This is a genomic window from Streptomyces sp. NPDC052299 (genome assembly GCF_040679335.1).
In the GTDB taxonomy this organism is placed as follows: Bacteria; Actinomycetota; Actinomycetes; order Streptomycetales; family Streptomycetaceae; genus Streptomyces.
The window spans coordinates 196,714-215,380 of sequence record NZ_JBFAUP010000013.1; the positions used below are offsets into that span (position 1 = coordinate 196,714).

An 18,667-nucleotide genomic window follows, 5' to 3' on the forward strand; every position below is an offset into this window, starting at 1 on the left:
ACCCTCAACGTAGCCCGCGATGCGCTTTCGACTACCTGTGCGCGTCCGCCCAGGCGTGCTGCACGGCGAGGTCGGCCTTGACCTCGGCCAGCTGGGTGGCGACAGCCGAGGGGGCGGTGCCGCCGCGCCCGCTGCGGGAGGCGAGCGCTCCGGCCACGTTGAGGACGCTGCGGACCTCCGGGGTCAGGTGCTCGGAGATCTTCGCGAACTGCTCGTCCGTCAGCTCGTCCAGCTCGATGCCGTGGTGCTCGCACTCCTTGACGCACTCGCCGGCCACCTCGTGGGCGACACGGAACGGCACGCCCTTCTTGACCAGCCACTCCGCGATGTCGGTGGCGAGCGAGAAGCCGGCCGGGGCCAGCTCCTCCATGCGCTCCCGGTTCACGGTGAGCGTCGCCATCATGCCGGTGAAGGCGGGGAGCAGGACCTCCAGCTGGTCGCAGGAGTCGAAGACCGGCTCCTTGTCCTCCTGGAGGTCGCGGTTGTACGCGAGCGGCAGCGCCTTCAGCGTGGCCATCAGGCCCGTGAGGTTGCCGATGAGCCGCCCCGACTTGCCCCGGGCGAGCTCGGCGATGTCCGGGTTCTTCTTCTGCGGCATGATCGAGGAGCCGGTCGAGAAGGCGTCGTGCAGGGTGACGAAGGAGAACTCCTTCGTGTTCCAGATGATGATCTCCTCGGCGATCCGGGAGAGGTTGACGCCGATCATCGCGGTGACGAACGCGAACTCGGCGACGAAGTCCCGGGAGGCCGTGCCGTCGATCGAGTTGCCCACCGAGCCCCGCTCGAAGCCGAGGTCGGCCGCGACCGCCTCCGGGTCGAGTCCCAGCGAGGACCCGGCGAGCGCGCCGGAGCCGTACGGCGAGACGGCGGTCCGCTCGTCCCACTGCCGCAGCCGCTCGGCGTCCCGGGACAGGGACTGCGCATGGGCCAGGACGTGGTGGGCGAAGAGCACCGGCTGGGCGTGCTGGAGGTGCGTACGGCCGGGCATGGCGACGTCCGGGTGCGCCTCGGCGAGGCCGACCAGGGCGTCCTGGAGGTCGGCGACCAGGCCGCCGATGATCCGGGCGTGGTCGCGCAGGTACATCCGGAAGAGGGTGGCGATCTGGTCGTTGCGGGACCGGCCGGCGCGGAGCTTGCCGCCGAGGTCGGGACCCAACCGCTCCAGCAGGCCGCGCTCCAGAGCGGTGTGGACGTCCTCGTCGGCGATGGTGCCGGTGAAGGAGCCGTCGGCCACGTCCGCTTCGAGCTGGTCGAGCCCGGCGATCATCCGGTTCAGCTCGTCCTCGGTGAGCAGACCGGCCTTGTTGAGGACGCGGGCGTGGGCACGGGAGCCGGCGATGTCGTACGGCGCGAGGCGCCAGTCGAAGTGGACGGACGCGGACAGCCGGGCCAGCGCCTCGGCCGGTCCGTCGGCGAAGCGGGCGCCCCAGAGCCGTACGTCGCCGTTGCCGTTGCCGTTGCTCACTACGTGCTCCTCGGAAGTGCCACGATCACTGATAGGCATAACTATGCAGAGGTCTGCATGCTTTGTCAAAAGCGGGTGCCGGGGCGGCCCGGCCGCCGGTACGGTCGGCCTCCGGACACCTGGGGGGATCATGGACGACGCCTGGACGGCGGTGCGGCAGCTCGCCGGCGGCGCGCCGCTGCGCGAAGCGATCGGCGTGCGCGACTCGGCGGAGTGCTGGGTGGCGCTCGACCTGGCGGTGCGGTGGCTGCCGCCCGACGACCTCCCCGTGTACGCGCCGCCGGACGGGCGGTCGCTGCGCTGGGACTGGAACACACCGCTGCCCACCTTCCGGCGGGCCCGGGCGCGCGCGGCGGAAACGGAACCGGCGACCGCCATCGCCCTGTGCCACCCGGACGGCCGGGTCCGGGAGGCGGCGCTCGACCGGGTGTCCCGCTACCCGGACCTGCTGCCCCTCCTCGTCGTGCGGTGCGCGGACTGGGCGGCTCCGGTACGCGAGCGGGCCCGGGCCCTGCTCGCGTCGGTGGAGGGCGCCGCCCTCGTCCCGCAGGCGGAGCTGATCCTGCTCCTCGGCCGCCGCGAGCGGGGCGGGTACGCCGTGGAGCTGCTGGGCCGGGTCCTGCGCGAGGGCCCCGCCGAGGCCCTGGCCCCGCTGCTGGTGAGCACCGACCGGGCGACGCTCCGGCTCGGCCATCGCGTCGCCGCCGAGCGCGGACTGATGCCCCCGCTCCGGCTGGCCCGCATCGCCGCCTGCTCGGGGGACGTCGTCCTCCAGGACCTGTGCGCGGAGGCGGCGATCGCCGCGGTGCGGGAGCAGGGCCACGACGACGGTGTCCTCGGCGTCCTGCTGTCGGCCCGCCCGCCCCGCGTCCGGGCCGCCGGAGTGACCGCGCTGCGGCGCGCCGGGCGGTACGAGGAGGCGCGGGCGTACCTGGCCGACCGTTCGGGTGTGGTGCGGGCCTGCGCCCGGTACGTGGTGCGCCAGGGCGGGACCGATCCGCTGCCGCTGTACCGGGCGCTGTGCACCGGCGGATCCGTCCTGCCGGGTGCCGCCGCCGGGCTCGGCGAGTGCGGCGACCGGAAGGCGGACGCGGACGCGGACACGCTGTGGGCCCTGGTCCGCCACCCGGACCCGGCCGTGCGCGCCCAGGCGGTGACCGGGCTGCGGGCGCTGGACGCGGTGACGCGGGAGGGGCTGACGCCGTTGCTGGACGACCCGTCACCCGCCGTCGTCCGGGCGGCCACGGGGGCCCTGCTCCCGCACGCGGACGAGTTCCCGGTGGCGTGGCTGCGCGAGCGCGACGCCCCGGGGTCGCGCCGGGCGGTGCGGGTGGCGGCGCGGCGGCTGCTGTGGGCGGCGGGGCGGCCCCGCGTCGGCTGACGGGACGTTTCGGGGGCGGCCGGACGGTGAGCGGCCTAAAGTCCGTGGCATGCGAAGACTTGTGACAACCGCCGCCGTCCTGCTCGCCCTCGGCACCGTGGTCGGGGCCGGCCGGCCCCCGCTGGCCACCGCCCCGCTGCCGACCCGGCTGGCCGACACGGGCGGCGGCACGCAGCTGATCACCGCCATGGCGGACTCCACCTCGTCCACCTCCGGCACCCTCACCTGGTGGGACCTGCGGGACGGGAAGTGGGTCGCCGCCGGGACCGCCGCCGCCCGGTTCGGCTCCAAGGGGCTCACCGAGGGCAGCACCCGTCAGCAGAGCACGTACACGACGCCGACCGGTCTGTACGACCTGCCGTACGCGTTCGGGGTCAAGGCCGCTCCCGCCGGGACGCGCTACTCGTACCGGCAGGCCACCACCAAGTCCTGGTGGTGCGAGGACAACGAGGCCCGCGACTACAACCGCTGGGTCGAGCCGCTCCCCTCGGACTGCCGGGCCTCGGAGTCCGAGCAGATCACCGCGTACCCCACGCAGTACGCCCGGGCGCTCGTCATCGGCTTCAACTACGACCAGCCGGTGCGCGGCCGCGGCGCCGGGATCTTCCTGCACGTCAACGGGTCCGGCGCGACCGCCGGTTGCGTCTCCGTACCGGCGGACGCGATGGACCGCATCCTCGCCTGGGCCGACCCGGCCCGCAGCCCGCACATCGCGATCGGCACCGTCGCCGGCGCCACCGCGATCACCAACTACTAACGCTCGTTCTGCGCCAGCCGCAGCAGATGGTCGGCGAGCGCCTGCCCGCCGGCCGGATCGCGGCTGATCAGCATGAGCGTGTCGTCGCCCGCGATGGTGCCGAGGATGTCGTGCAGTTCGGCCTGGTCGATGGCCGAGGCGAGGAACTGCGCGGCGCCCGGCGGCGTACGCAGCACCACCAGGTTGGCCGAGGCCTCCGCCGAGATCAGCAGCTCGGCGGAGAGCCGGCGCATCCGCTCCTCCTTGGCGGAGCCGCCCAGCGGCGCCTGCGGGGTGCGGAAACCGCCCTCGCTCGGCACCGCGTAGATCAGCTCGCCGCCGGTGTTGCGGATCTTCACCGCGCCCAGCTCGTCCAGGTCCCGGGAGAGCGTCGCCTGAGTGACGCTCAGCCCGTCGTCGCTGAGGAGCTTGGCCAGCTGGCTCTGCGAGCGCACCGGCTGCCGGTTGAGGATGTCCACGATCCGGCGGTGGCGCGCCGTGCGGGTCTGCGGCACCGAAGGCCCGCCGAACTCGGATTCCTGCGCCTCGGTCATCGTCGTCGCCTCATTCTCCGGAGCGCTTCTCTCCGGATCGTCCGTCCCCGTATGCCGCGTCGAGGGCACCCGGCAGCGCCCGGAGGAACGCGTCCACCTCCGCGTCACCGATGGTCAGCGGCGGCATCAGCCGCAGGACGTCGGGCGCGGGCGCGTTCACCAGGAGGCCGGCACCCTGAGCCGCCTGTTGCGCCTGGGGCGCGAGGGGCTCGGTGAGCACGATACCCAGCAGCAGCCCGGAGCCGCGGACGTGGGATACCAGGGGGTGCCCCAGCCCTTCCACGCCCTCCCGGATGCGCTCGCCCAGCCGCTTCACCTGGTCGAGGGCTCCGTCGGCGGCGAGGGTGTCCAGGACCGCGAGGCCGGCGGCGCAGGCGACCGGGTTGCCGCCGAACGTCGTGCCGTGGTGGCCGGGGGCGAGCAGGTCGGCCGCCGCGCCGAAGGCGACCGTGGCGCCGATCGGGAGTCCGCCGCCGAGGCCCTTGGCGAGGGTGACGACGTCGGGCTCGACGCCCTGGTGGGCCTGGTGCTCGAACCACGTGCCGCACCGGCCGATGCCGGTCTGGACCTCGTCCAGGACGAGCAGGGTGCCGGTGGCCCGGGTGATCTCCCTGGCCGCCTCCAGATAGCCCCTGGGCGGGACGACGACGCCGTTCTCGCCCTGCATGGGCTCGATGATCACCAGCGCGGTGTCCGTGGTGACGGCGGATCGCAGCGCCTCCACGTCCCCGTACGGCACATGGGTGACGTCGCCGGGGAGCGGGGTGAACGCCTCGCGCTTCTTGGGCTGGCCGGTGAGCGCGAGGGCGCCCATGGTCCGGCCGTGGAAGCCGCCGTCGGTGGCGACCATGTGGGTGCGTCCGGTCAGCCGGCCGATCTTGAAGGCGGCCTCGTTGGCCTCGGCGCCCGAGTTGCAGAAGTAGACCCTGCCGGTGCGGCCGAAGAGCGAGAGGAGCCGTTCGGCGAGCGCGACGGGCGGCTCGGCGATGAACAGGTTGGACACGTGCCCGAGGGTCGAGATCTGGGCGGTGACCGCCTCCACGACGGCCGGGTGGGCGTGGCCCAGGGCGTTGACCGCGATGCCGCCGACAAAGTCGAGGTATTCGGTTCCGTCCGCGTCCCACACCCGCGCGCCCTCGCCGCGCACGAGGGACAGCTTCGGGGTGCCGTAGTTGTCCATCAGTGCGTGCTGCCAGCGCTGCGAAAGCTCGGCGTTGCTCATGACTCCCCCTGTGCGTCGGGCACGACCATCGTGCCGATTCCCTCGTCGGTGAAGATCTCCAGCAGGATCGAGTGCTGCACCCGGCCGTCGATGACGCGGGCGGTCTCCACCCCGTTCCGTACGGCGTGCAGGCAGCCCTGCATCTTGGGCACCATGCCGCTGGACAGGTCGGGCAGCAGCTTCTCCAGCTCGGTGGCGGTGAGCCGGCTGATCACGTCGTCGCTGTGGGGCCAGTCCTCGTACAGGCCCTCGACGTCGGTCAGGACCATCAGCGTCTCGGCGTTCAGCGCGGCGGCGAGTGCGGCGGCCGCGGTGTCGGCGTTGACGTTGTAGACGTGGTTGTCGTCGGCGGACCGGGCGATGGAGGAGATGACCGGGATGCGGCCGTCGTCCAGCAGGGCCTGGATGGCGCCGGTGTCGATGGCGGTGATCTCGCCGACCCGGCCGATGTCGACCGGTTCGCCGTCGATGGTCGGCCGGTGCTGTATGGCGGTGATGGTGTGGGCGTCCTCGCCGGTCATGCCGACGGCGAGCGGCCCGTGCTGGTTGAGCAGGCCGACCAGCTCGCGCTGGACCTGGCCCGCGAGCACCATGCGTACGACGTCCATCGCCTCGGGCGTGGTGACGCGCAGGCCCGCCTTGAACTCGCTGACCAGGCCCTGCTTGTCGAGCTGGGCGCTGATCTGGGGGCCGCCGCCGTGCACGACGACGGGCTTGAGTCCGGCGTGGCGCAGGAAGACGACGTCCTGGGCGAAGGCCGCCTTCAGCTCCTCGTCGATCATGGCGTTGCCGCCGAACTTGATGACGACGGTCCTGCCGTTGTGCCGGGTCAGCCAGGGCAGTGCCTCGATCAGGATCTGCGCCTTCGGGAGTGCGGTGTGCTTCCGCGCCGTCGTCATGAGCTGTACGCGCTGTTCTCGTGGACGTAGTCCGCGGTGAGGTCGTTGGCCCAGATGACGGCGGACTCGGCGCCCGCGGCGAGGTCGGCGGTGATCCGGACCTCCCGGAAGCGCATGTCCACCAGGTCGCGGTCCTCGCCGACCGAGCCGTTGCGGCAGACCCAGACGTCGTTGATGGCGACGTTGAGCGCGTCCGGCTCGAAGGCGGCCTTCGTGGTGCCGATGGCGGAGAGCACCCGGCCCCAGTTGGGGTCCTCGCCGTGGATGGCGCACTTGAGGAGGTTGTTGCGGGCGATGGAGCGGCCCACCTCGACGGCGTCGTCCTCGGTCGCGGCGTTGACGACCTCGATCCGGATGTCCTTGGAGGCGCCCTCGGCGTCCCCGATCAGCTGCCGGGCCAGGTCGTCGCAGACGGCCCGTACGGCTTCGGCGAACTCCTTCTGCTCCGGGGCGATCCCGCTGGCGCCGGAGGCCAGCAGCAGCACGGTGTCGTTGGTGGACATGCAGCCGTCGGAGTCGACCCGGTCGAAGGTGGTGCGGGTGGCGTCGCGCAGGGCGGCGTCGAGTCCGGCGGCGTCCACGTCGGCGTCGGTGGTGAGCACGACGAGCATGGTGGCCAGGCCCGGGGCGAGCATGCCGGCGCCCTTGGCCATGCCGCCGACGGTCCAGCCCTCGCCGCCCGCGACGGCGGTCTTGTGCACGGTGTCGGTGGTCTTGATGGCGATGGCGGCCTTCTCGCCGCCGTGCTCGCTGAGGGCGGCCGCGGCCTTCTCGATGCCGGGGAGCAGCTTGTCCATGGGGAGCAGGATGCCGATGAGCCCGGTGGAGGCGACGGCGATCTCGCCCGCGCTGTGGCCCTGCAGGACCTCGGCGGCCTTCTCGGCGGTGGCGTGGGTGTCCTGGAAGCCCTGCGGGCCCGTACAGGCGTTGGCGCCGCCGGAGTTGAGGACGACCGCGGAGACCTCGCCGCCCTTGAGGACCTGCTCCGACCAGAGGACGGGGGCGGCCTTGACGCGGTTGGAGGTGAAGACGCCCGCGGCGGCGCGGCGCGGACCGTTGTTGACCACGAGGGCCAGATCCGGGTTGCCGTTCTCCTTGATTCCGGCGGCGATGCCCGCCGCCGAGAATCCTTGTGCTGCCGTGACGCTCACGGTGCGACTCCGATCGTGGAAAGACCTGTGTCCTCGGCCAGGCCGAGGGCGATGTTCATGGACTGCAGGGCCCCGCCCGCGGTGCCCTTGGCGAGGTTGTCGATGGCGCTGATCACGATGATCCGCCCGGCCGCCTCGTCGTACGCGACCTGGATCTGCACGGCGTTGGAGCCGTACACGGCGGCGGTGGCGGGCCACTGCCCCTCGGGCAGCAGGTCCACGAACGGCTCGTCCGCGTACGCCTTCTCGTAGGCGGCGCGTACGCTCTCGGCGCTCGCCCCGGGCTTCGCCTTGGCGCTGCACGTGGCGAGGATGCCGCGGGGCATGGGCGCGAGGGTCGGCGTGAACGAGACGGTGACCGGCTCACCGGCGGCGGCGCTGAGGTTCTGGATCATCTCCGGCGTGTGGCGGTGGACGCCGCCGACGCCGTACGGCGACATGTTGCCCATCACCTCGGAGCCCAGCAGGTGCGGCTTGGCCGCCTTGCCCGCGCCGGAGGTCCCTGAAGCCGCGACGATCACGGCCTCGGGCTCGGCGAGCTGTGCCGCGTACGCCGGGTAGAGCGCGAGGGACACGGCGGTCGGATAGCACCCCGGCACCGCGATCCGCTTGGTGCCGGCGAGGGCGGCCCGGCCCCCGGGCAGCTCGGGCAGGCCGTAGGGCCAGGTCCCGGCGTGCGGCGATCCGTAGAATTTCTCCCAGTCGCCGGAGTCCCGGAGGCGGAAGTCGGCGCCCATGTCCACGACCAGGACGTCGTCGCCGAGCTGTTCGGCCACGGCCGCGGACTGGCCGTGCGGCAGGGCCAGGAAGACGACGTCGTGCCCGGCGAGCACGTCGGCGGTGGTGGGCTGGAGGATGCGGCCGGCCAGGGGGCGCAGGTGCGGTTGGAGCGCGCCGAGGGGCTGGCCCGCGTTGGAATTGGCGGTGAGTGCGCCGATCTCCACCTCGGGGTGGGCGAGCAGCAGACGGAGCAGTTCTCCGCCCGCGTAACCGCTCGCTCCTGCCACTGCTGCGCGTACCGCCATGGAAAGCCTCCTCATCGATGGCATGACTATACGCAGCGATGCACTTTTATGCAAAGACTCACGGGTGGCTCACCGCAGCGGGCGGCACGGGCACGTACGCTCGCGCCCATGCCCGCCCCGCCCTCCCCCGCGCCCCGTCTGCACCGCGTCGCCGTCCTCGTGCTCGACGGGGCGAAGCCGCTCGACGTGGGCATCCCGGCCCAGGTGTTCACGACCCGGGCGAGCATGCCGTACGAGGTACGGGTGTGCGGGGCGGCCCCGGGGCTGGTGACCGGAGGTGACGGGCTCGCCTACCACGTCACGCACGGGCTCTCCGCGCTGACCTGGGCGGACATCGTCTTCGTACCGGGATACCGGCAGCCGGACCGGGAGGATCCGCCCCGGGCCGTGATCGAGGCGCTGGTCGCCGCCCACGAGCGGGGGGCGCGGCTCGCCGCCATCTCGACCGGCGCTTTCGCGCTCGCCGCGACCGGGCTGCTCGACGGCCGCCGGGCCACCACGCACTGGCACTACACGCGGGCGCTCGCCGCGAAGTACCCGCGCGTCCGGGTGGACGAGAACGTACTGTTCGTGGACGAGGGCAGCGTCCTCACCTCGGCGGGCGCCGCGTCCGGGATCGACCTGTGCCTGCACGTCCTGCGCGGCGACCTGGGCATCGCCGCGTCCAACCACGCGGCGCGCCGGCTCGTCGCGGCTCCGTACCGCAGCGGCGGGCAGGCGCAGTACGTGCCGCGCAGCGTGCCCGAGCCGCTGGGCGAGCGGTTCGCGGCCACCCGTGAGTGGGCGCTGCACCGGCTCGGCGAACCCCTCACGCTCGACGCGCTGGCCCGGCACGCGGCGGTGTCGCCCCGCACGTTCTCGCGGCGGTTCGCCGAGGACACCGGGTACACCCCGATGCAATGGGTGATGCGCGCCCGCATCGACATGGCCCGCGAACTCCTCGAACGCTCGGAGCGGGCCGTCGAGCAGATCGCCGCCGATGTGGGGCTCGGGACCGGCGCGAATCTGCGGCTGCACTTCCAGCGCATCCTGGGCACCACGCCGAGCGAGTACCGGCGCACCTTCGCCCGGGGCGAGTAGGAGAGCCGCACGGGGCGTACAGGACATACCGCCGCACGGTGCGGCTGGCGAGATCCTTACGGACCGTGGCGATCACGCCGCTGTCCGGGGCGCGCGGCGAGCGCGATCGTGGAGGGCGAAGAGAGAAGGGACATCTCACGTGACTCGCATCGCCATCAACGGATTCGGCCGCATCGGACGCAACGTGCTGCGCGCGCTGCTCGAACGCGACAGCGACCTCGACCTGGTCGCCGTCAACGACCTCTCGGAGCCCGCCACCCTCGCCCGGCTGCTGGCGTTCGACACCACCGCGGGCCGGCTGGGCCGCCCCGTCACCGTGGAGGGGGACACCCTCGTCGTGGACGGCCGCCGCATCAAGGTGCTCGCCGAGCAGGAGCCCGCGCGGCTGCCCTGGGCGGAGCTGGGCGTCGACATCGCCGTGGAGGCCACCGGCCGCTTCACCTCGGCGAAGGCCGCCCGCGCCCACCTCGACGCCGGAGCGAAGCGGGTGCTGGTCGCCGCGCCCTCGGACGGGGCGGACGTGACGCTCGCGTACGGCGTCAACAGCGACGCGTACGACCCCGAGCTGCACACGATCGTGTCGAACGCCTCCTGCACCACCAACGCGCTCGCGCCGCTGGCCAAGGTCCTGGACGATCTCGCCGGCATCGAGCACGGCTTCATGACGACCGTGCACGCCTACACCCAGGAGCAGAACCTCCAGGACGGCCCGCACCGCGACGCCCGCCGCGCCCGCGCCGCCGGCGTCAACATCGTGCCGACCACGACCGGTGCCGCGAAGGCCATCGGGCTCGTGCTCCCCCGGCTCGACGGCAAGCTGTCGGGCGACTCCATCCGGGTGCCGGTCCCGGTCGGCTCCATCGTGGAGCTCAACACCACCGTGGCCCGGGACGTGACGCGCGATCAGGTGCTGGAGGCGTACCGCACGGCGGCCGAGGGCCCGCTGGCGGGCGTGCTCGAATACTCCGACGACCCGCTGGTCTCGGCCGACATCACCGGCAACCCGGCGTCCTCCATCTTCGACTCGGAGCTCACCCGGGTCGACGGACGCCACATCAAGGTGTCCGCCTGGTACGACAACGAGTGGGGCTTCTCCAACCGGGTGATCGACACGCTCACCCTGCTGGCCGGCCGCTAGGGCCCGTCCGGGGGCGGTCACCGGCCGCCCCCGACTGCCTTGCCCACGGGCCGAGTTCACCTTCCGTTCGCCGTGCAACCTTCTCCGCTTCGTACGTGTCTCCTATGCGAGCCCTCACACCTCGTACGCCATTGGCTCCACGTACGCGAGCAAGGAGAATTCTGTGGGCATTCGCACCATGCTGACCGTGGCCGTGTGTGCCGCCACGGCACTGACCGGCGGTGTGGCCGTCGCAGCGCCCGGGGGAACGGCCGAGGAGAAGGCGGCCACGACCACCGTCCGCGAGGACTTCAACGGGGACGGCTATCAGGACGTCGTCGTCGCCGCCTCCAACGCCGCGGTCGCCGGACAGCCCTACGCCGGATACATCACCGTGGCCTACGGCTCCGCCCAGGGCCTGAGCACCGCGCGCACCACGACCATCGACCAGAGCACGCCGGGCGTGCCGGGTGATCCCGGGGAGGGCCACAGCTTCGGCTTCCGGATGGTCCCCGCCGACCTGGACCACGACGGCCTGACGGACCTCGCGCTGTACACCAACGAGTCCGTGCCGGAGATGAGCAACTGGGGTTCCGTCATCGTTCTGTGGGGCCGCACCGGCGGCATCACGGGCCAGGGTGCTGTGCGCATCCCGGGCCCCGAGTCCGGCGACATGGGCAACAACCTCATCGCCGGCGACTTCAACGGCGACGGCAACGCGGACCTGATGATGGCGCACGGCTGGGGCGACGGGAGCCTCGAACAGCGAAGCGTGCTGTACGGGCCGTTCAGCCGGGCGGGCGAGTTCGCCCGCGAGCAGCGCATCACGATGTTCACCTCGGACAACGCCATGGACAACCCCGCCGTGGGCGACTTCAACGGCGACGGCATCGACGACCTGTGCACCTTCTACGCCTACGAGGAGCACAGCGAGGGCGGGAGCCTCTGGCTGGGCACCCCCCAGGGCCTGTCGACGACCTCCACGGATCTGCCCTCCGGCTCGTCCCCGACGGTCGGCGACTTCGACCACGACGGCAAGGACGACCTGGCCGTCCGCGTGGTGCCGAACGGCATCTACGAGGACTTCCCCACGGACCCGGGCACCGTCAAGATCTACTACGGTGCGGCGTCCGGTGTGATCACCACCCGGACCAAGGTGATCACCCAGGACACCGCGGGTGTGCCGGGTGTCAGCGAGAAGGGCGACCAGTTCGGTGCCCGGCTCGGCGCGGGCGACGTCAACGGCGACGGGTACGACGACCTCGCGGTGGGCGTGCCCTTCGAGGCGCTGGAGTCCAAGGCGGGCGCGGGCGCGGTGGTGCTGCTCAAGGGCGGGCCCGGCGGGCTGACCGGCACCGGCGCCAAGTCCTTCCACCAGGACACGACGGGCATGCCCGGGGTGGCGGAGGCGGGTGACCACTTCGGCGGTGCGGTGCGGCTGCTGGACGTCACCGGGGACGGCAAGGCGGAGCTGACGGCCGGCGCCCCCGACGAGGACCTGGAGGCGATCGCGGACGGCGGTGCGGTGTGGTCGCTGCGCGGCACCTCCACGGGGCTGACGACGACCGGCGCCCTCGCCTTCAACCCGGTCGACCTGGGCGTCCTCGCCAAGAAGGCGCGGTTCGGCTTGAACGTCTCCGGTGACAACGGACCGGGGCTCTACAGCTACTGAGCAACGCGAGGGGCCCCTTCCGCCGTCGCGGAAGGGGCCCCTCGTACGTGCTCGGGCGTCAGGCGCGCTCGTCGCGTGCCTTCGCCTCGCGCTCGGCGTTCCGCTCCTTGATGCGGATGTTCTCCTTGCGGACGTCCGCCTGGGTGGCGCGCTCCTTCTGCAGCCACTCGGGGTTGTCCTGCTTCAGGGCGTCGATCTGCTCGGTGGTCAGCGCTTCGGTGACCCCGCCGCGGGCCAGGCCCGAGATGGAGACGCCCAGCTTGGACGCGACGACCGGGCGGGGGTGCGGGCCGTTGTTCCGCAGGTCGCGCAGCCACTGGGGCGGATCGGCCTGGAGGGCCGCCAGCTCGGCGCGCGAGACGACACCCTCCTGGAATTCGGCGGGGGTGGCGTCGAGGTACACGCCCAGCTTCTTCGCCGCGGTCGCGGGCTTCATCGTCTGGGCGGTCTGGTGGGACTTCATGAGGTCAAGGGTATCCAGCGCGTGCGGCGCCTTCGACCACGGCCGGTAACCTGGCGGGGTGACAGGCCCCGAAGCAACCCCCTCGTTCCGGCTGGCGTACGTCCCCGGAGTGACCCCCGCCAAATGGGTGCGGATCTGGAACGAGCGCCTGCCGGACATCCCCCTGGTCCTCGTCCAGGTCCCCGCGCACGGCGCCCAGGAGCTGCTGCGGGCCGGTGACGCCGACGCGGCGTTCCTCCGGCTGCCGGTGGACGGCACGGATCTCAGCGCGATCCCGCTGTACACGGAGACCACGGTCGTCGTGGTCCCGAAGGACCACCTGATCGCGGCGGTGGACGAGCTGTCCGTCGCGGAGCTGGCCGACGAGATCGTGCTCCACCCGATGGACGACGCCCTGCCCTGGGAGCAGCTGCCCGGGCGCCCGGCGCTGGAGCGGCCGGCGAGCACGGGCGACGCGATCGAGCTGGTCGCGGCGGGCATCGGCGTCCTCGTGGTGCCCCAGTCGCTGGCCCGGCTGCACCACCGCAAGGACCTGACGTACCGGCCGCTGACGGACGCCCCGGAGTCCCGCGTCGCGCTGTCCTGGCCGCAGGAGAAGACCACCGACCAGGTGGAGGACTTCATCGGCATCGTCCGCGGTCGTACGGTGAACAGCTCGCGCGGCCGGGCGGGCGCGGCGGCCGCCGCCCAGCCGAAGGCGAAGGACAGGGCGAAGGACAAGTCGAAGCCGAAGCGGGCTTCCGGTACGGCGGCCGGCAAGGGGTCCCGGGGCGGCGCGGGGGGCTCCGGCTCCAAGGGCGCTCGCGGCGCCGCCGCCAAGCGCGGGAAGCCCCGCCGAAGGCCGTAACCCCTCCGTTGTCGGACCCGCCTGGCAGCATCGGGGAGCATGACGCACACCGAACGCCCTATGCCGCCCCTCGACGCCGACGAGCGCACCGGCCTGGAGAGCTGGCTCGACTTCTACCGGGCCACCGTGGCCCAGAAGTGCGAGGACCTCACCGACGAGCAGGCCCGCAGCGCCTCCGTACCGCCCTCGTCGCTGACGCCGATGGGGCTCGTCCAGCACCTCGCGGAGGTCGAGCGGAACTGGTTCCGGCGGATTCTGACCGGCGAGGACGTGCCACCGCTGTACGGCCCGCCGGCCGGTCCCGGGGACCGGAGCGGAGGGTTCGAGCTGCCCGCGGACGCCGCCTTCGCCGATGCCCTCGCGGTCTGGCGGGAGGAGGTCGCCGCGTCCCGCGCGGTCTGCGCCGAGCGCTCCCTGGAGGACTCCGCCCCCTTCATGGGCGGTGAGGTGAGGCTCCGCTGGATCTACCACCACATGATCGGCGAGTACGCCCGCCACAGCGGTCACGCCGATCTGCTCCGGGAGCGGATCGACGGGAGCACCGGTGTCTGACGGCCCGGGCGTCGCGGTCATTCGGGCGGATGTCAGGATGGTCGTATGACGAGCCAGGTTTTCTTCGACATCACCATCAACGACGAGCCCGCCGGGCGGATCGTCTTCAATCTGTTCGACGACATCGTTCCCAAGACCGCCGAGAACTTCCGCCAGCTGGCGACCGGCCAGAACGGCTTCGGTTACAAGGGCTCCTCCTTCCACCGGGTCATCCCGCAGTTCATGCTCCAGGGCGGCGACTTCACGCGCGGCGACGGCACCGGCGGCAAGAGCATCTACGGCAACAAGTTCGCCGACGAGAACTTCGAGCTGAAGCACACCAAGCCGGGCCTGCTCTCGATGGCCAACGCGGGCCCGAACTCGAACGGTTCGCAGTTCTTCATCACCACGATCGTGACGTCCTGGCTGGATGGCAAGCACGTCGTCTTCGGTGAGGTCGCCGACGAGGACAGCATGGTCCTGGTCAAGCGCATCGAGGGCCTCGGCTCGCAGAGCGGCCGCACCCAGGCGAAGATCACCATCGCGGACTCCGGCATCCTCTGATCCCGGTCCCCCGGCGCACCGAACGCGCCGCCCGGCATTTCGTGCCGGGCGGCGCGTTTCTGCATTCGGAAACACGTTCCATGTCAACCATCAGTTGACACTCGCGGACTGTCAACTTAAGGTTGACACATGACGAATCCCGTAGTTCCCTCGCAGCCCGTCCGCCTCGACGACCTGATCGCGGCCATCAAGAAGGTGCACTCCGATGCCCTGGACCAGCTTCAGGACGCCGTCATCGCCGCCGACCACCTCGGCGACGTCGCCGACCACCTGATCGGCCACTTCGTGGACCAGGCGCGCCGCTCCGGCGCCTCCTGGACCGACATCGGCAAGAGCATGGGCGTGACCCGGCAGGCCGCCCAGAAGCGCTTCGTCGCCAAGGACCCCGGCGAGGGCGCCGCCCTCGACCCGAACCAGGGCTTCGGCCGCTTCACGCAGCGCGCCAAGAACGTGGTGATGGCGGCCCAGAACGAGGCCCGCGCCGCGGGCAACGCCGAGATCGGCACCGAACACCTCGTCCTCGGCCTGCTCAGCGAGCCCGAAGCGCTCGCGGCCGCGTTCATCAAGGCCCAGGGCGTGGTCCTGGACACCGTCCGGCAGGCGGCCACCGAGGCGCTGCCCGCGGCCACCGAGGGCGAGCTCCCCGAGCTGATCCCGTACAACGGTGACGCGCGCAAGGCGCTGGAGCTCACCTTCCGCGAGGCCCTGCGGATGGGACACAACTACATCGGCACCGAGCACATCCTCCTCGCGCTGCTGGAGCACGAGGACGGCTCCGGCGTGCTCAGCGGCCTCGGCATCGACAAGGCGACCGCCGAGCGGGACATCGCCGAGGCGCTGGCGATCCTCTCGGCGGGCAAGCAGGAGCCCGGCCGGGCGTGAGCGATCCGGCCGCCCGTGGCCGCCTACTCCAGGCGCAGGCTCCAGCGGCGTGAGCGGCCGGTGAGCGTGACGGTGGAGAGCGGGCCGGCGTCGACGTTCCAGTACGTGGCCGGCGGGGCCTTCAGCGCGTAGACGAGGGCCGCCCGGACCACGGCGGGTTCGGCGACGGCGACGATCGCTCCCTCGCAGGCGGGGCGGGTGTCCAGCCAGCCGCCTATCCGCGAGATGAACGCGAGCAGCGGCTCTCCGCCGTGCGGCGCTGAGCGCGGGTCCGCCAGCCAGGCGTCCACGGCCGCCGGTTCCCTGGCGGTGACCTCGGCGAGCGTACGGCCCCGCCAGCGCCCCATGTCGCAGTCGCGCAGGGCGGGCTGCACCAGCGGGTGGAAGCCCAGCGCCTCGCCGGTCGCGCGGCTGCGCGGGGTCGGCGAGCAGTAGCGCAGCTCGGCGGAGCCCAGGGGCGCCAGGGCCGGGGCCGCGGAGCGCACCGCGTGCCACCCGGCCTCGTCGAGCGGCCGGTCGTCATCGAAGCGCTCGCCGAGCAGGGCGGAGCCGCGCGCCGCGGCGAGGAGCGTGACCCGAACACTCATGGCCGCGATCGTGGGGCTGATCGCGACGCGGGTCAAGGGGTCGTTCGCGCAGACCTACGGCCGAGTAGGCCCGGAAACGGGTCCGCGGGCGGCCGGGGTGCCTTCCCAGGCCGTACGCAGCCGGCGCACGCCCTCCGTGATCTCCGGCGGCCCGGCGACCGAGGCGAAGCTCAGGCGGATGTGCGGGGCCGGGGGTTCGGCGGAGAAGTACGGGCGCCCCGGAGCGACGGCCACGCCCGCGCGCAGGGCGGCCTGGACCATCGCGGACTCGTCCGCGCCCGCCTCGGAGCCGGGCAGGGTCAGCCAGAGGTAGCCGCCGCCGGACGGGATGTGCGGGAGGCCGAGGCCCGGCAGGGCCGTCCGCAGCGCCGCCGTCATCACCGTGCGGCGGGCGCCGAGCTCCGCGGCGACCGCGCGCAGGTGGCGGGCCCAGGCGGGCGAGCCGACGAGTTCGAGCGCGGCCTCCTGGAGCGGTCGGGGCACGAAGAAGCTGTCCACGATCTGGATGGACCGCAGCCGCTCCATCGCCGGGCCCCGGGCGGCCAGCGCACCCACCCGCAGGCTGGGCGAGGCCGCCTTGGTGAGCGAGCGGGTGTGCACGACGACGCCGTCCGGGTCGTCGGCGGCGAGCGGCCCCGGCAGCGGGCCCGCGTCGTCGTGCGCCAGGAGGCGGGCGAAGTCGTCCTCGATGACGAAGGCCCCCGCCTCCCGGGCGATCCGGACGACCTCGGGGCGCCGGGCCGGGGAGAGCACCGTGCCCGTCGGGTTCTGGAACAGGGGCTGGCAGACGAAGACGCGGGCTCCGGTCGCCCGGAAGGCGGCGGCGAGCAGGTCGGGCCGGACGCCCTCCGAGTCCACCGGGACCGGCACCGGCCGCAGCCCGCCCGCGCGGGCGGCCGCCAGCATGCCGGGGTACGTCGGCGACTCGACCAGCACCGGTGCGCCGGGCGGGGCGAGAGCCCGCAGCGCGGTGGCCAGGGCGCTCTGTCCGCCCGCGGTGATCAGCACGTCGGCCGCGCCGAGCGAGGGCCCGATGTCGCGGGCGAACCAGGCGCGCAGCTCGGTCAGCCCGTCGACCGGCGGACGGCTCCACGCGCCCGGACGGCGGCCGGCCCGGGCCAGGGCGGCGGCCAGGGCCCGTTCGGGCTGGAGCGAGGCGTGCAGATAGCCGCCGTTGAGCTCGATGACCCCGGTGGGCGGGGGGACCAGGCTGACCAGGAGGCCGGACGCGTCGACGCTGCGGGGGACGGCCTCCGGGGAGCCGTCGCCGCTGAGCGAGACCTCCTGCCAGGAGGTGTCACCGGCCGGGGGCGCCGGACGGGCGGCGGGCTCGGCCCGGTAGGCGCCGGAACCGGGGCGGGTCACGACGAGCCCTTCGGCGGCGAGCCGCGCGACGGCCCGCGACACGGTCACGGGGCTCGCCCGGAAGCGCTCGACCAGGGACCGGCTGGACGGCAGCTTCTCACCCGGGGAGTAGCGGTCGAGCTCGGACCGCAAGGCTGCGACCAGTTCCGCCACACTGCTACGCTCATGCATGAGAGCAGAGAGTAGCGCTACTACGCCCCAGACGATAGCGGTCGCCGCCTCCGACGGCCGCCCGCGCCCGCCCGTCCCGGCTTCCGCCCCGGCCCCTCGCGGCACCCTGCTCGCGCTGCTGGGCGTGGTGACGTTCTCGCTGACCTTCCCGTCCACCGTCTGGGGTCTGGAGAGCTTCGGCCCCTGGTCCCTCGTCGCGCTGCGCAGCGTGCTCGCGGCGGTGCTGTCCGGCGGCTTCCTGCTCGCGGCCCGGGTCCGGACACCGGCCCGGGAGCACTGGGCGGGGCTCGCCGTCGTGGCCGGCGGGGTGGTGGTCGGTTTCCCGCTGCTGACGACGCTGGCGCTGCGGACGTCCACCACCTCGCACGCCGCGGTGGTCGTGGGCCTGCTCCCGCTGACCACGGCGGTCTTCTCCTCGCTGCGTACCGGGACGCGCCCGCCCCGGGCCTTCTGGGCGGCGGCGGTGGCCGGGGCGGCCGTGGTGATCGCCTTCACCGCGGCGCAGAGCGGCGGGGCGCTGTCGGCCGGGGACCTCTTCCTGTTCGGCGCGCTGCTGGTGTGCGCGGCCGGGTACACGGAGGGCGGCCGGCTGGCGAAGGTGATGCCGGGCTGGCAGGTGACCGGCTGGGCGCTGGTCCTCACTCTGCCGCTCAGCCTCGCGGGCGCCGCCGTCGCGCTGGCGTACGAGCCGGTGCGGCTCGGGGTCCACGGCGTCGTCGGGCTGGTCTGGGTGGCGGCCGGCTCCACGTTCCTCGGGCTCTACGTCTGGTACCGGGGCATGGCGGAGATCGGGATCGCGCGGGCCAGCCAGCTCCAGCTCGCGCAGCCGCTGCTGACGCTGTTCTGGTCCTTCTTCCTGCTCGGCGAGGAGGTCGCGGCGGCGGCCCCGGTGGCGGCCGTCGCGGTCCTGGTCTGCATCGCGCTCACCCAGCGCGCGACGCGCACCCGGTCCTAG

At 73.1% G+C, this 18,667-nt stretch carries 19 protein-coding genes; 10 read left to right on the forward strand and 9 right to left on the reverse strand.

Annotation, left to right across the window (positions count from 1 at the left end; translation table 11 throughout):
• Window positions 1–31 precede the first annotated feature (31 nt).
• The gene (argH, locus tag AB0L33_RS22990; RefSeq protein ID WP_365684237.1) at window positions 32–1,465 is read right to left on the reverse strand and encodes an argininosuccinate lyase; all 1,434 of its coding nucleotides are present in this window, start codon (window positions 1,463–1,465) and stop codon (window positions 32–34) included.
• 130 nt (window positions 1,466–1,595) lie between these two features.
• On the opposite strand from argH, the gene AB0L33_RS22995 reads away from it, so the two are divergent.
• On the forward strand, window positions 1,596–2,846 hold the full coding sequence (locus AB0L33_RS22995; protein WP_365684239.1) for a HEAT repeat domain-containing protein: 1,251 nt from the start codon (window positions 1,596–1,598) through the stop codon (window positions 2,844–2,846).
• Window positions 2,847–2,895: 49 nt separating this feature from the next.
• Window positions 2,896–3,603: a L,D-transpeptidase family protein gene (locus tag AB0L33_RS23000; RefSeq protein ID WP_365684241.1), complete on the forward strand. Its 708-nt coding sequence runs from the start codon at window positions 2,896–2,898 to the stop codon at window positions 3,601–3,603.
• On the opposite strand, the gene AB0L33_RS23005 is transcribed toward AB0L33_RS23000, so the two are convergent.
• Genes AB0L33_RS23005 through argC form a run of 5 tightly spaced genes read right to left on the reverse strand, consistent with a single transcriptional unit; the run spans window position 3,600 to window position 8,433 of the window.
• Window positions 3,600–4,136: an arginine repressor gene (locus AB0L33_RS23005; protein WP_018103822.1), complete on the reverse strand. Its 537-nt coding sequence runs from the start codon at window positions 4,134–4,136 to the stop codon at window positions 3,600–3,602. The genes AB0L33_RS23000 and AB0L33_RS23005 overlap by 4 nt on opposite strands.
• 10 nt (window positions 4,137–4,146) lie before the next feature.
• Window positions 4,147–5,358: an acetylornithine transaminase gene (locus AB0L33_RS23010; RefSeq protein ID WP_365684243.1), complete on the reverse strand. Its 1,212-nt coding sequence runs from the start codon at window positions 5,356–5,358 to the stop codon at window positions 4,147–4,149.
• Window positions 5,355–6,257, reverse strand: a complete 903-nt coding sequence (gene argB / locus AB0L33_RS23015; RefSeq protein WP_365684245.1) for an acetylglutamate kinase — start codon at window positions 6,255–6,257, stop codon at window positions 5,355–5,357. Before argB ends, AB0L33_RS23010 begins: the two co-directional genes overlap by 4 nt.
• The gene (gene argJ, locus AB0L33_RS23020; protein ID WP_365684247.1) at window positions 6,254–7,408 is read right to left on the reverse strand and encodes a bifunctional glutamate N-acetyltransferase/amino-acid acetyltransferase ArgJ; all 1,155 of its coding nucleotides are present in this window, start codon (window positions 7,406–7,408) and stop codon (window positions 6,254–6,256) included. Before argJ ends, argB begins: the two co-directional genes overlap by 4 nt.
• The gene (argC, locus tag AB0L33_RS23025) at window positions 7,405–8,433 is read right to left on the reverse strand and encodes an N-acetyl-gamma-glutamyl-phosphate reductase (protein WP_365684249.1); all 1,029 of its coding nucleotides are present in this window, start codon (window positions 8,431–8,433) and stop codon (window positions 7,405–7,407) included. Before argC ends, argJ begins: the two co-directional genes overlap by 4 nt.
• Before the next feature lie 108 nt (window positions 8,434–8,541).
• On the opposite strand from argC, the gene AB0L33_RS23030 reads away from it, so the two are divergent.
• From AB0L33_RS23030 to AB0L33_RS23040, 3 genes are all read left to right on the forward strand, one after another.
• The gene (locus AB0L33_RS23030) at window positions 8,542–9,513 is read left to right on the forward strand and encodes a helix-turn-helix domain-containing protein (protein WP_365684251.1); all 972 of its coding nucleotides are present in this window, start codon (window positions 8,542–8,544) and stop codon (window positions 9,511–9,513) included.
• A 139-nt stretch (window positions 9,514–9,652) separates the two neighbouring features.
• Window positions 9,653–10,651, forward strand: coding sequence for a type I glyceraldehyde-3-phosphate dehydrogenase (gene gap / locus AB0L33_RS23035; protein ID WP_365684253.1), 999 nt, complete (start codon window positions 9,653–9,655; stop codon window positions 10,649–10,651).
• A 163-nt stretch (window positions 10,652–10,814) separates the two neighbouring features.
• Window positions 10,815–12,302, forward strand: a complete 1,488-nt coding sequence (locus tag AB0L33_RS23040; RefSeq protein ID WP_365684255.1) for an FG-GAP and VCBS repeat-containing protein — start codon at window positions 10,815–10,817, stop codon at window positions 12,300–12,302.
• A gap of 58 nt (window positions 12,303–12,360) precedes the next feature.
• On the opposite strand, the gene AB0L33_RS23045 is transcribed toward AB0L33_RS23040, so the two are convergent.
• The gene (locus AB0L33_RS23045; protein ID WP_365684257.1) at window positions 12,361–12,765 is read right to left on the reverse strand and encodes a DUF5997 family protein; all 405 of its coding nucleotides are present in this window, start codon (window positions 12,763–12,765) and stop codon (window positions 12,361–12,363) included.
• Window positions 12,766–12,823: 58 nt separating this feature from the next.
• Between AB0L33_RS23045 and AB0L33_RS23050 the strand changes: the two genes are divergently transcribed.
• The 4 genes from AB0L33_RS23050 (at window position 12,824) to AB0L33_RS23065 (ending at window position 15,589) form a co-directional block, all read left to right on the forward strand.
• Complete coding sequence (locus AB0L33_RS23050) at window positions 12,824–13,612, forward strand: LysR family substrate-binding domain-containing protein (protein ID WP_365684259.1); 789 nt, start codon at window positions 12,824–12,826, stop codon at window positions 13,610–13,612.
• Window positions 13,613–13,651: 39 nt separating this feature from the next.
• On the forward strand, window positions 13,652–14,164 hold the full coding sequence (locus AB0L33_RS23055) for a DinB family protein (RefSeq protein WP_365684261.1): 513 nt from the start codon (window positions 13,652–13,654) through the stop codon (window positions 14,162–14,164).
• Window positions 14,165–14,209: 45 nt separating this feature from the next.
• Window positions 14,210–14,707, forward strand: a complete 498-nt coding sequence (locus AB0L33_RS23060) for a peptidylprolyl isomerase (RefSeq protein ID WP_365684262.1) — start codon at window positions 14,210–14,212, stop codon at window positions 14,705–14,707.
• A gap of 129 nt (window positions 14,708–14,836) precedes the next feature.
• Window positions 14,837–15,589: a Clp protease N-terminal domain-containing protein gene (locus AB0L33_RS23065; RefSeq protein ID WP_365684264.1), complete on the forward strand. Its 753-nt coding sequence runs from the start codon at window positions 14,837–14,839 to the stop codon at window positions 15,587–15,589.
• 23 nt (window positions 15,590–15,612) lie between these two features.
• On the opposite strand, the gene AB0L33_RS23070 is transcribed toward AB0L33_RS23065, so the two are convergent.
• Together AB0L33_RS23070 and AB0L33_RS23075 are read right to left on the reverse strand one after the other, a co-directional pair.
• The gene (locus AB0L33_RS23070; RefSeq protein WP_365684266.1) at window positions 15,613–16,176 is read right to left on the reverse strand and encodes a histidine phosphatase family protein; all 564 of its coding nucleotides are present in this window, start codon (window positions 16,174–16,176) and stop codon (window positions 15,613–15,615) included.
• Between the two features lie 54 nt (window positions 16,177–16,230).
• Window positions 16,231–17,712, reverse strand: a complete 1,482-nt coding sequence (locus AB0L33_RS23075; protein WP_365684268.1) for a PLP-dependent aminotransferase family protein — start codon at window positions 17,710–17,712, stop codon at window positions 16,231–16,233.
• Here AB0L33_RS23075 and AB0L33_RS23080 point away from each other — a divergent pair.
• Window positions 17,711–18,667, forward strand: a complete 957-nt coding sequence (locus AB0L33_RS23080; RefSeq protein ID WP_365684270.1) for a DMT family transporter — start codon at window positions 17,711–17,713, stop codon at window positions 18,665–18,667. The genes AB0L33_RS23075 and AB0L33_RS23080 overlap by 2 nt on opposite strands.